Below are 12,656 nucleotides of genomic sequence, written 5' to 3' on the forward strand. Positions count from 1 at the left end.
ACATCAAATGGATTTTCTTTATTAATATGATCGTAGAACATAACTCCATTTAAGTGATCAATTTCATGTTGGAAACAAATTGCTGGTAAGTCTGTTAAAGTTAAAGTAACTTTCTCATCATTTTCATTATAACCAACCACTTTAATTTTTGAATAACGAGGAACATATCCCTTAATATCTTTATCTACAGATAAACACCCTTCTCCACCAGCTAAGTAACATTTTGCTGCTGAGTTCGAAATAATTTTTGGATTATATAAAGCATAAGAAACTGTATTCTCAGGATATTCTTCATCTGGAATATGTACTGCAATCATTCTTTTCGAAACATTAATCTGAGGTGCTGCTAAGCCTATACCAGGCTTTAATCCTAATTTTTCTGCTTTTTCATCATCTTGAGATGCTATAACATATTCTAATAATCCACGTAAAGTGGCTTTATCCTCTTCTGAAATCGGACTTTTAACCTCTTCAGCACGAGCTCTAAGAGTTGTATGTGGATCAATAATTATATCTTTAGTTGTAATCAAATCTTTTCTCCTTTATTTCTAATTATTTTTTCGGCATCTAAATATATATTTAATTATTTCATAAATATCTCAGAATGTCAAAGGTCAAAGTTTCCTATCCGACATTTTTTTAAGAGTTTTATTTTACATAAAATATCCCTTTAATTTTCTATCTTTATTTTTGAATTTTCTGAAAGTTATTTTTGTATTTTTATTTATTTCATGTTATCATAGTATTATTGATAATTTATAAATAAAATTTTTAGGAGGGTGTATTATGACTTTTGAAAATTACCAATATACAAGACCAAATACAAATCAAATAAAAGAACAATTAGAAACATTAAGAGAAAAATTAACTTCGGCAAGTAACGTTGAAGAAACTTTAGAAGTTTTCAACGAATATAATAAACTTCGAGATAATGTAAGTACTATGGCACAATTATCAGAGATTCGTGTAACAATCGATACTACAGATAAATTTTATGAAGCTGAACAAGAATTTTGGGATGAATTCGGTCCTGAATTAGATTCACTTTACAGCAAATTCGACGAAGCAATATTCAATTCAAAATTCAAAGAAGAACTAAAAAAAGAAATCGGAGAACATTACTTCAATCTAATTGAAACTTCTCTAAAAGTATTCAGCGATGAAATCATTGAAGATTTAAAAGAAGAAAACAAACTTTCATCAGAATATACAAAACTAACTTCAAGTGCTAAAATTCCATTTGATGGTGGAGAACACAACTTAAGTGGCATGGCTAAATATACACAAGATGCTAACCGTGAGACTCGTTTACTAGCAAACCAAGCTGTAGCTAGATTCTTTAAAGAAAACTTAGAACAATATGATAGCATCTATGACCGTATGATTAAAGTTCGTACTCGTATCGCAAAAAAACTTGGTTTCGAAAACTTCGTAGAAGTTGCTTACCTACGCTTACGTAGAACAGACTACAACGCAAAAGATGTAGCAAACTACAGAAAACAAATTTTTGAGGAAATCGTACCTGTTGTTGAAGAACTTAAAAAAGCTCAAGCTAACCGTCTAGGACTTGAAAAACTTTCATTCCACGATGAAGGTGTAACATTCAAATCAGGTAACCCTACTCCAAAAGGGGATCGTCCAACACTTGTTGACTATGCTAAAACTATGTATAAAGAATTATCACCTGAAACTGATGAATTCTTCACATTTATGACTGAAAATAACTTATTAGATTTAGATACAAAGCCAGGAAAAGCTGGTGGTGGCTACTGTACATTTATTCCAAATTACAAAGCACCATTTATTTTCGCTAACTTTAACCAAACACCTCATGACGTTACAGTTCTAACTCACGAAGCTGGACATGCTTTCCAAGTTTTCCAAAGTAGACATCACATGCCAGATTATGTTTGGCCAACATACGAAGCTTGCGAAATTCACTCAATGAGTATGGAATTTTTAACTTGGCCTTGGATGAACTTATTCTTCCAAGATGAAACAGAGAAGTTCAAATACTACCACATGGCAACATCAATCAAATTCTTACCATATGGTGTTACTGTTGATGAATTCCAACATGAAGTATACGAAAATCCAGAGCTAACTCCAAAAGAGCGTCGCATGAAATGGTTAGAAATCGAAAGAAAATACTTACCATCTCGTTACTATGAAAATATTCCAGAACTTGATGAAGGACTATTCTTCTACAGACAAGGTCACTTATTCAGTGTCCCATTCTACTACATCGACTACACTCTAGCTCAAGTTTGCGCATTCCAATTCTGGAAAAAAGCTAACGAAAATAGAGAAAAAGCATGGAAAGAATACCTACACCTATGTAAACTTGGTGGAACTAAACCATTCTTAGAATTAGTAAAAGAAGCTAACTTAGAAAATCCATTCGAAGATGGAACTATTTCTAATATTGTTCCAGAACTTAGAAAATACATTGACTCTGTCGATGCAACAAAATTCTAGTAAAGTTAAAGGCGAGTAAATCTCGTCTTTAACTTTATAGAAATAATTTTTTTTAATATTAGGAGGATAAAATATGAAAGAAAAAAAGATAGCGGCATTTTTTGATATTGATGGAACTCTTTATAGAGATTCTCTAATGACAGAACATTTTAAAAAATTAATAAAATACGAAGTTGTAGACGAAAAATATTGGCTAAACGGTGTAAAAGATAGTTACATTAACTGGGATAAGAGATTTGAAGACTATGATAACTACCTTTTCGGTGTTTCTGAAGCATATGTACAAGCAATTACAGGTCTTCATAAAAAATATATCGACTTCGCGACTGAACAAGTAATGAAACTTAAAGCTGATCGTGTATATAAATTCACACGAGATATTATAGAAAAACACAAGAAAAATGGACACCTTATCATCTTCATTTCGGGAAGTCCTGATTACCTTGTAGAAGCGATGGGTAAAAAACACCATGCATTTTTAGCTATAGGTAGTAAATACATTATAGAAGATGAAAAATTCACAGGTGAAGTAATTCCAATGTGGGATGCTGATAGTAAAAATAAAACTATCGATAAATTAGTCGAAGAATACAACATTGATCTTGACAAATCTTTTGCTTATGGGGACACTAATGGTGATTACAACATGTTAAGACGTGTTGGAAATCCTGTTGCCATGAACCCAAGTCGTGAATTACTAAGTAAAATTAAAGAAAATAAAGAACTATCTGAAAAAGCTACTATTCTAATCGAACGCAAAGACGTTATATATAAAACAAAAGCTAATATAGATATAGTAGAAATATAAAAGAAAGGGAGTGACTCGACAAAATCTTGTTTCTTAAGAAATCACGATTTTATCAAGTCACTCCCACAAAGTTTATTAGATATCTAAAAAGCTTTTATAAAGCAAATTTAGATATCAATAAACCACTGCATCTATGAGTTATCATATACACGGACTTTTGGGTCAATACCTTTCTTCACTCATTAAATACTAAGTATTATATAAGAATTCAGAACCTTCTTCACTATTAAGATTAACTCCAGAAACTAATCTATTACCCACTTTTTTATAGAGTTGAGCTTGAGTAGTGAAAGTTAGTTTGCTTCCATCTTCCTTAATAATTTTGAAACTCTTACCATTCACAGACCATTCAATTGATGCTCCATCATATTTTTTCAGAAGGTATCCTTTATATCGATTAACAAGATCAGAGCTCATTTTTCTCGCACCTTCTTCATCCATAGCTCCACCAATTCCTTGAGCATCGGCTGGCAATGAATTACTATCATTTAACAATGCAGGATTAGGACCTCCTAGCTCAACATCTGATCGATTTTTTTTACGTTCAAACTCTCTTGCTTTGTCTGCAAGTTCCTTAGCCTTTTGTGCAGCTTCCTGAGCTTTTTCATAAAGTTTAGTACCTACATCACTTAACAGTTGTTTTAGACTATTATTATTAAACTTGTATTTTTCTAAAATTTGAGATAAATCTTTACTAAAATTAGCATCAGTCTTAATATTTTTTATCTCTTCTTCTGCTTTCTTATAATTTTCTATATCAGCATTTAACCAGTTAATAGCAGCTGAAAAGTTTGAATTTGTATCAAGTTTTTTAGCTCTATCTAGACTATCTTTTGCTTCGTCAACCTTTTTATCATTTAGACTAATAGACGTATTTCTAACCTCTTTAGCAACTTTTATATCAGTCTTGATAGTTGGAATAACCTTCTGAGCAACATCAGTAGTTAGAGTCTCCAAGCCTTTCGCTCCTGCTTCGAAATCATGGCTGATATTAATCATATCAACATATTTTTGATACTCTTCTTTCACCTTCTTATCCTTTCCACTACCAAACATAAAATAATAAGCTGTAGCACAAATAATAAGCGCAACTATAATACTCGAAAATATAGCAATACTTTTTTTCATATATATTCTCCTGTTATCTAAAATCTCTCCACTCTTCGCGGACTATAGAATTATTATCTCATAGAAAATCGTATTTTACTAGAAATAATTTAACATAATAGATTTATCCTTTATTTATTAACGAGCATATCAATTACATACATATAAACAAAAAGCCATTGACTTCTGCACTCTTGCAGTTATCAACAGCTTTAAATCTATAACTATAGTATATTTTATTTTTCAGAATCTTTCCACACAAATAATGCTCCAACACTATTAATAATGTAGAAAATATATTTACCAACGTTAGCAAAGTTTCCTTGAACTACTGCTTTTGTAAGTTGAACAATATTATATAGTAACCAGAATGGCCATTGTGTAGTTAGCTTAAATGTATTTAATCCATTACCCATTAATGAGAATGCAAATGCAATTGTAGTTATATATGCAAGAGTACTCATCTTACCATGATATCCAATGTAGTTTGTTGCATATGAAAATACAAATGAAAGGATTGCAATTGCTGTTAAAACTGTATATAATTTTGCTTTTGACATTGTATTTGGTTTATCTGTAGATTTATTCCATACATAGATCGCACCCAAATAGATTAAAAATGTTACAGGGTATGTGATAATCGCAGCTTTGTTACCTAGGATATAATCAATAACTCCTGATAATACGGCATTAATAATACCTAAGTAGTTACCAAGTTTACTTAATTTTCCTGTGAATCTTGTAGATAACATTGAGATTCCAACGTTAATTACAGAAATAAGTCCGAATGGCACAAGTGCAGTCCATGGACCCCAATCAACAAATTTATCCAATCTTGTCGCTAAGTAACCTGACGCGATAGCAATACTAATTACTAAAACAACCCCTAGTAAATCAAACCATTTTGATGTTGCGAATATTTTTAATTTTTGTTTCATAAAGCCTTTTATTCCTTTTTAAAAGTACCGCATTAAATTAATGCAATCTTAATTTTTTAGGTTCTTAGTAGCTTTTTTATAACGCTTACTAAAAATCTACTTTCATTATACACCAAACATTTTCCACTTTCAATCGATTAATTTTCACTTTTTCACTCTACTATTATATAACATAAATATATTTTTAAAAACTCAATACTATAGTATCTTTTATCTTAAACTTCAATCTGATGCATAAAAAAGAAACTTAATAATTTAATTTTCTCAAAACAATTTTATTCATCATGTAAAACTTTTCTTTTTTATTTATTTTGTTTCTTATCACTTTACTTTCTAACTGATAATGATTATAATTTATAATAGATTAAATTGAAAGTGAGTATATTTATTAATGAAGAAAAACAAATTATTTATAGCTCTAATGGCTGGAACTATCGTAATTAGCGGATGTGCTTCTAAAACAGAGAAGAAAGAAGAAAACAAAACTGCTCAAATTGACACTTCTAAAGGTACAAAAGAGCAACTTAAACAAGCTACTGATCTTTATAAAAAATTCGTAGAAAACCAAGTAGATACTCTACTTAAAGATACTGAAAAATTCGCTGAAACTATTAAAGCTGGAAATCTAGAGGAAGCTAAGAAACAATATCCTGTTATTCGTATGGCTTATGAACGTTCAGAGCCAATTGCTGAAAGTTTTGGAGAATTAGACGTAAATATCGACTTCCGTCTTGCTGACTACTTAGAAGAAAACAAAACAGAAGAAGGTTGGCGCGGATTCCACAGAATTGAAAAAATTATGTGGGAACAAAATACTACTAAAGGTACTGAACAATATGCAGAACAACTAGTAAAAGACATTAAAGAATTAAAAGCTAAAGTTGCTACTGTTGAAGTTACTCCTGATTTAATGGTAACTGGGGCTGTTGACTTACTTAACGAAGTTGCAACACAAAAAATCACAGGAGAAGAAGAAATTTACTCTCACACTGACCTATACGACTTTAAAGCTAACATCGAAGGTGCTGAAGAAATCTTCAAAATTTTCAAACCTTTAATCGAGAAAAAAGATAGTAAATTAGCTAAAGATTTAACTGAAAAATTTGCTACAATTAATAGCTTATTAGATAAATATAAAACTGATGAAAAACACTACAAACTATATACTGACCTAACAAAAGAAAATACTAAAGAACTTTCTGAAGCAGTAACAAAATTAGGAGAACCACTTTCTCAAATGGGTGTAATTTTAGACGAAGAGGCTAAGTAATATGGAAGAATCTGGTAAAAAATGGACTGACAAAAAAATAACAAGGCGTGATTTCCTGAAAAAAGCAGGAATGACTGGAGCCGGTGCTGTTGTCGGAGCTTCTGCTCTTGGGGGATTTTTTGCAAACAAAGCTGAGAACAACCGAGCTATAGCTGATGGAGAAGAAAAAATCAGTTTCTATGGCAAACACCAAGCTGGGATTACTACTCTTATGCAAAAATGTGTTTATTTTGTCGTGCTAGATTTACACTCTACTAAGCGTGATGATGTAATCGACATGTTTAAGGAATGGACTAAATATAGTGAAAAATTAATGAACGGTGAACTAGTTGAACCTGCTCTTAAAAACCATTATTTACCACCAAAAGACACTGGAGAAACGGTAGGGTTAAATCCCTATCGTTTAACTCTGACATTTGGGATTAGTCCAAGTTTCTTAAAAAAAATGAACTTAAAAAATAAAAGTCTTGAAGAATTTAAAGACTTACCTCCTTTCGCTAGAGAACAATTAAAAGAAAAATATACTGGTGGAGATATTTGTATCCAAGCATGTGCAGATGATGAACAGGTAGCCTTCCATGCAGTACGTAACCTAGTTAGAAAAGCTCGCTCTACTGTAACTATGAAATGGAGCCAATCAGGTTTTGCTGCTATTGGTAATCGTCTTGAAACACCGCGTAACCTTTTCGGTTTTAAAGACGGTACTGCTAATGCAACTAAAGAAGACCAATTTGATAAAATTGTATGGTACGATAAGGACAACTGGATGAAAGATGGTAGCTACATGGCTGTAAGACGTATTCAAATGCACCTTGAGACATGGGATAGAACAAGTCTAAATGAACAGGAAAACACCTTTGGAAGATATAAAGACAGTGGTGCTCCTTTTGGAGAAACTGATGAATTTGCACCAATTGATCTTAATAAAAAAGGTCCAGATGGTAAGCCTTTAATTCCTGTAACTTCTCATGTCCACTTAGCACATAAACCTGGTGTAGAATTATTAAGACGTTCTTATTCTTATTCAGACGGTATAAATGAAACTACAGGACAATTCGACTCTGGTCTACTATTTATCTCATTCCAAAAAGATCCAAAACAATTTATAACTATCCAGAATAGTCTAGGAAACGAAGATAAGATGAATGAATACATAACTCATATCGGAAGTGGTCTATTTGCATGTTTTGGAGGAATTAAGGAGGGTGAGTATATTGGCAAAAAACTATTTGACTAAAATATTTTTAGCGTTTATCGTTCTTTTCAGTTTTAGCTCTCCATTTTTTAAAACTATTGTAGCAAAAGAATCATACAGTAATCTTTTTATAAAAATTACCGACGCTAACACTGCAATAAAAAATAACGAACAAGATAAAGCTAAAAAATTAATTGAAGAATTTAAAACAGAGTTTGAAGCAACGAAAAATTCAGATTCTGAAGCTGGAAAAAAAGTTAAACAAACATTAAAATCAAATGATATCAATGAAGAGCAACTAAGAGAGCTATCAACTACCCTACTTGCTTTTGAAAATGAACAAAATCCTTTAGACATTGAAGCCGAGAAAAAAGCTTTTAAAACAAAACTTTACCCTGCATTTGATAAATTAGAAAAAGCAATTGACACTAAAGATATTGAAACTATGAAAGCAGAATATGTTAAATACAATGCTGCTTGGGTGCGTAATGAAGGTATCGTAAGAACACTTGAACCTGCTTACTACGGAAAAGTAGAAACAACAATGTCATTTCTACGTAGTTCTATGGAGGTAGAACCATATGACTATCAAAATACAAAATTATATTTAACTGATTTAAAAACTTATCTAGATAATTTTCTTGCAGGTGAAAATCTAGAACAAAGTTCAGATGTTAAGACTCTTGAACAAGGAATAAAACTTCTTGAAGATAGCCTTACAGCCTTTAAAGATGGAAATAATAGTCAAGGTTTACAGAAAATGAAAAAATTCATAGAAGTTTGGCCTGTTATCGAAGGAGAAGTTCGCACACGTAACGCTTCACTATATACAAAAGTAGAAAGCGAAACTCCTATCATTATGGTTAAAGGTAGCGAACAAAAGTATCAAGAACAACTTAAAAACTTAATTGCAGAGCTTTCTAAAATCGATACGAAATCTAACTATACTGCATTAGATTCTATGCTGATTTTACTTCGTGAAGGTATTGAAGCATTAATTATCGTCTTATCTTTAGCAAGTGCATTAAAAGCTGCTAAACAGAAAAAAGGGTTAATCTGGATTTATGCGGGTGCCTTAGTAGGTATTCTTTCTAGTATATTTGCAGCCGTTATTTTAAAATACTCATTCCCTGCTCTATCATCTGGTACTAACCGTGAAATCATCGAAGGTGTTGTTGGTATCTTTGCAGTAATTATGATGATAGGTATTGGAATTTGGCTACATAGTAAAAGTTCTGTTAAAGCATGGAAAAAATATATGGATACAAAGTTAAATCTAGTTCTTTCAACTGGAAGCTTTATATCTATGTTCACACTTAGTTTCCTTGCAGTATTCCGTGAAGGTGCAGAAACTATCTTATTCTACGCTGGTATTATGCCATTAATTACTACAAGTAACTTACTAATAGGGATAGCTCTTGCTATTGTCGCTTTAATAATTATCGGTATAATTATGGTAAAAGCATCTGGAAAATTACCAATTAGCAAAGTATTCCTAGTTCTATCTTGGTTAATATACATTCTAGGATTCAAGATGCTAGGAGTAAGCATACACGCTTTACAAATAACTGACATGGTCTCAAATAACATTATAGATTACTTACCTACTATCGAAATTTTAGGAATCTATCCTAGTTTTGAAGTAATAATAGCTCAACTTATTTATATCATAGTTGTAGCAATTAGTATATTCTATGAAAAATCTAAAAATAAATAGGTAACTTGCGATGAAATATGGAGATAAAGTTTCTACCGTGGAGCATCTAACCGAACTTAGAAAGAGACTAATACTAAGCCTTGTGTTTTTTATTGTCTCTTTCATAGTAAGTTTATCATGGTCAGCGGATATTTATAAATTTTTAACTAGTAATTTTAATAATAAATTGATTGTTCTTGGACCTAATGATATACTATGGATATATCTAACTCTTGCGGGAATTTGTGCCTTCACATTTTCGATACCATTTATTTGTTATCAAATCTGGGCATTTATAAAACCTGCATTAGAAGAAAGAGAAGCTCGTGCATTATTAGCCTATATACCGGCAGTATTCATTTGTTTTTCAGTAGGCTTAGCTTTCGGGTTCTTTCTAGTAACTCCTGCTATCTTAAATGTTCTTCTTTCTATCGGGGATGATTTATTCAACACTCAATTAACAGCTCAAAACTATCTATCATTTGTCATTAATACGACGATACCGATAGCGATACTTTTTGAATTCCCTGTTATAGTTGCATTCCTAACATCATTAGGTATATTAACACCTACCTTCTTAACTAGAAATAGAAGATATGCATATTTTATACTAATTGTAATAGCAGTAGTCATTACACCTGCTGACTTTATTAGTGATATCGTTATGTCAATACCATTAATTTTAATTTATGAAATTAGCATTATTATTAGCAAGTATATTTACAACAAAAGAGGTGAAAAGTAATGGGATTTTTACGTGATATAGGAGCTCCTGGAGTCATAGTGCTTATCATAGCTGCTCTAATAATCTTCGGTCCTAAACGTCTACCTGAACTTGGAGAATCAATTGGAAAAATGTTCACATCATTTAAAAAATCAATTTCAGGATTAACAGAAGAGGAAAACTCAGGTAAAAAAGACGAAAAAAAAGATAATTAAAATTAGGGGGGCTTAAAAGTCCTAAAATTCAACAAAGTACATATGAGAACTCATAGACGCAGTGGTTTATTGATATCTAAATTCGCTTTATAAAAGCTTTTTAGATATCTAATAAACTGTGCGAGGGTGACTCGACAAAATCTTGTTTCTCCGAAATCACGATTTTTGAGTCACTCCCTGTAAAGTCTTTTTCTTTCTCTTATTTTGATAATTCAGCTAAATCATACGGTGTTTGCTGATAAACTTGGTTTAACCAGTTGTGATAGAATAAGTAAGCCACTCCACGCCATCTATTTTTAGGTGCTTTGGTATCATCATTTCCTGGGTAATAATTCACCGGAACTTCGATTGGAAGATTACTATTCTTATCACGAACATATTCATTATGAAGTGTATCTGCATCATATTCAATATGCCCTGTTACAAAAATCTTTCTAATATCTTTAGTCGCAGCTATTAATGTCCCAACCTCTTCTGATCTCGCTAATACATCAAGTTCAGAAATAGTAGGTAGTTTCTCTTCTTCTATTTTAGTATGCCTAGAATGAGGAGCTAAGAAAGTATCTGTAAATCCTCTTGTTAATGTATGATTTTCTATAAGAACATCATGTTCAAATACTCCAAATATCTTATCATCTACCTGTTCTTTTTTGACACCGAAGTGATAGTATAAACTAGCCTGAGCTGCCCAACAAATATTTAATGTTGAAAAGACATGAGTCTTACTCCAGTCAAAAATGCTATTCAATTCCCCCCAGTAATTTACATCTTCAAATTCTAGTTGTTCAACAGGAGCACCTGTAATAATAAGACCATCATAGTATTTATCTTTCACTTCATCAAATGTTTTATAGAATTTCTCTAAGTAAGACTGCGCTGTATTTTTTGCAATATGACTTGTCATATGAAGAAATTCTACCGTGATTTGAAGCGGAGAGTTTCCTAAAAGTCTTAATAATTGACGCTCAGTTTCTTCTTTTTTAGGCATTAGATTCAAAATTAAAATTTTCAATGGTCGTATATCTTGATTTTTAGCTCTATTCTCTTCTATTACGACTACTCCTTCTTCTAATAATTTATTCTTTACCGGTAATTCATTTTGAATACATATTGGCATTATTTTATCTCCTTAACTATTCTTTGTCTTAAATAAAAAAACTCGCCACTATTACAAACTTATGTAATAGGGACGAGTTTATCGTGTTACCACCCATGTTTATGGATATAAATATCCACCTTGATCGGCACGTGTTCATACCGCTGTGCTATATCGTGCACCAACGTAATTACCTATTAGATAATTATTACTCCGAGACCATTTTCAACTACATCTCTTCTTACTTTCTCACACCCACCGAAAGCTCTCTGTTGTGAATCAATTATAATCTACTTATCTCTTCAATGTTTTACATATTAATATTAATTTACTTAATAGTATAAAGAATTTAACACTATTTGTCAATAGAATTAGCTTAGACACTTCAAAGAAATTTTATGAATTACTATTCATATCTTTTTTGAATTTAAATTACCTCAATAGAGATTGTCAGTCTACTACTTAGAATTTCTTTTACGTCTCATCATTATTACACCAGCTGCTACTAACGCACCAAAAATTTCTACATTAGACTGTTTTTCACCAGTATTTGGCAATACTCCGATCTTTTTAGATTGTATCTCTGGTGTAGATTCCGATTTAGGCTCTGGCTTAGGCTCCGGTTTTGATTCCAGTTTCGGCTCTGGTTTTGGCTCTGGCTTAGGCTCTGGCTTAGGTTCCGGTTTTGGTTCCGGTTTTGGTTCTGGCTTAGGCTCTGGCTTAGGTTCCGGTTTTGGTTCCGGTTTTGGTTCTGGCTTAGGAGCCGGTGCGTTAGCCTCGAATTCCCATGTTCCTATAAACTCTACATCTGCTTTATTTACTGCTTTATTTTCAGCATCATATTTTTTAAATACCCATTTACCATCGTTTTCTACATCTACGTACTCTGTTTTTGTCGGTTGAGTTGCAACTACATTTGCTTTATCTACATAACGATTTTGGTCTGTTGGTTTATAGTTTTCGATTGCTTCTGGCAATGTCTTACCTGGTGTTCCACTTTCAAATTTGTATGTTACACCGTATTTATTAGCTTCGAGTACCCATGTTCCTATAAACTCTACATCTGCTTTATTTACTGCTTTACTTTCTGCATCGTAGCTCTTGAATACCCATTTACCATCGTTTTCTG

The 12,656-nt window shown here is 32.0% G+C and carries 12 protein-coding genes and 1 other annotated feature; of the genes, 7 read left to right on the top strand and 5 right to left on the bottom strand.

Features of this window, described 5'->3' with window-relative positions; all coding sequences use genetic code 11:
- On the bottom strand, nt 1-530 hold a 530-nt coding region (def, locus tag RWN11_RS05405; protein WP_314160754.1), incomplete at its 3' end, for a peptide deformylase.
- A 256-nt stretch (nt 531-786) separates the two neighbouring features.
- Here def and RWN11_RS05410 point away from each other — a divergent pair.
- Together RWN11_RS05410 and RWN11_RS05415 are read left to right on the top strand one after the other, a co-directional pair.
- Nucleotides 787-2,478, top strand: coding sequence for a M3 family oligoendopeptidase (locus RWN11_RS05410; protein ID WP_314160755.1), 1,692 nt, complete (start codon nt 787-789; stop codon nt 2,476-2,478).
- Between the two features lie 73 nt (nt 2,479-2,551).
- On the top strand, nt 2,552-3,286 hold the full coding sequence (locus tag RWN11_RS05415; protein WP_314160756.1) for an HAD-IB family hydrolase: 735 nt from the start codon (nt 2,552-2,554) through the stop codon (nt 3,284-3,286).
- A 189-nt stretch (nt 3,287-3,475) separates the two neighbouring features.
- On the opposite strand, the gene RWN11_RS05420 is transcribed toward RWN11_RS05415, so the two are convergent.
- Both RWN11_RS05420 and pnuC read right to left on the bottom strand, forming a co-directional pair.
- Nucleotides 3,476-4,414 carry a hypothetical protein gene (locus RWN11_RS05420; protein WP_314160757.1) on the bottom strand — a complete coding sequence of 313 codons (939 nt, stop codon included), beginning with the start codon at nt 4,412-4,414 and terminating at the stop codon, nt 3,476-3,478.
- 215 nt (nt 4,415-4,629) lie between these two features.
- On the bottom strand, nt 4,630-5,331 hold the full coding sequence (gene pnuC / locus RWN11_RS05425; RefSeq protein ID WP_003144047.1) for a nicotinamide riboside transporter PnuC: 702 nt from the start codon (nt 5,329-5,331) through the stop codon (nt 4,630-4,632).
- Between the two features lie 391 nt (nt 5,332-5,722).
- On the opposite strand from pnuC, the gene efeO reads away from it, so the two are divergent.
- Genes efeO through RWN11_RS05450 form a run of 5 tightly spaced genes read left to right on the top strand, consistent with a single transcriptional unit; the run spans nt 5,723 to nt 10,431 of the window.
- Entirely contained in the window at nt 5,723-6,601 is an 879-nt protein-coding gene (gene efeO, locus RWN11_RS05430) for an iron uptake system protein EfeO (RefSeq protein ID WP_314160758.1), read from the top strand.
- Nucleotide 6,602: 1 nt separating this feature from the next.
- Nucleotides 6,603-7,838: an iron uptake transporter deferrochelatase/peroxidase subunit gene (gene efeB, locus RWN11_RS05435; protein ID WP_314160759.1), complete on the top strand. Its 1,236-nt coding sequence runs from the start codon at nt 6,603-6,605 to the stop codon at nt 7,836-7,838.
- On the top strand, nt 7,807-9,513 hold the full coding sequence (locus RWN11_RS05440; protein ID WP_314160760.1) for an FTR1 family protein: 1,707 nt from the start codon (nt 7,807-7,809) through the stop codon (nt 9,511-9,513). Before efeB ends, RWN11_RS05440 begins: the two co-directional genes overlap by 32 nt.
- Nucleotides 9,514-9,523: 10 nt before the next feature.
- Entirely contained in the window at nt 9,524-10,237 is a 714-nt protein-coding gene (tatC, locus tag RWN11_RS05445; RefSeq protein WP_314160761.1) for a twin-arginine translocase subunit TatC, read from the top strand.
- Nucleotides 10,237-10,431, top strand: coding sequence for a twin-arginine translocase TatA/TatE family subunit (locus tag RWN11_RS05450; RefSeq protein WP_314160762.1), 195 nt, complete (start codon nt 10,237-10,239; stop codon nt 10,429-10,431). The genes tatC and RWN11_RS05450 overlap by 1 nt, the downstream gene beginning before the upstream one ends.
- A gap of 199 nt (nt 10,432-10,630) precedes the next feature.
- On the opposite strand, the gene metA is transcribed toward RWN11_RS05450, so the two are convergent.
- Both metA and RWN11_RS05460 read right to left on the bottom strand, forming a co-directional pair.
- Nucleotides 10,631-11,548 carry a homoserine O-succinyltransferase gene (gene metA, locus RWN11_RS05455; protein WP_314160763.1) on the bottom strand — a complete coding sequence of 306 codons (918 nt, stop codon included), beginning with the start codon at nt 11,546-11,548 and terminating at the stop codon, nt 10,631-10,633.
- A 65-nt stretch (nt 11,549-11,613) separates the two neighbouring features.
- Nucleotides 11,614-11,842, bottom strand: a binding site (T-box leader).
- 143 nt (nt 11,843-11,985) lie between these two features.
- A partial coding sequence (locus RWN11_RS05460) for an SHIRT domain-containing protein (protein WP_314160764.1) occupies nt 11,986-12,656 on the bottom strand: 671 nt, incomplete at its 5' end.

Source organism: uncultured Gemella sp. (assembly GCF_963519265.1).
Classification (GTDB): domain Bacteria; phylum Bacillota; class Bacilli; order Staphylococcales; family Gemellaceae; genus Gemella.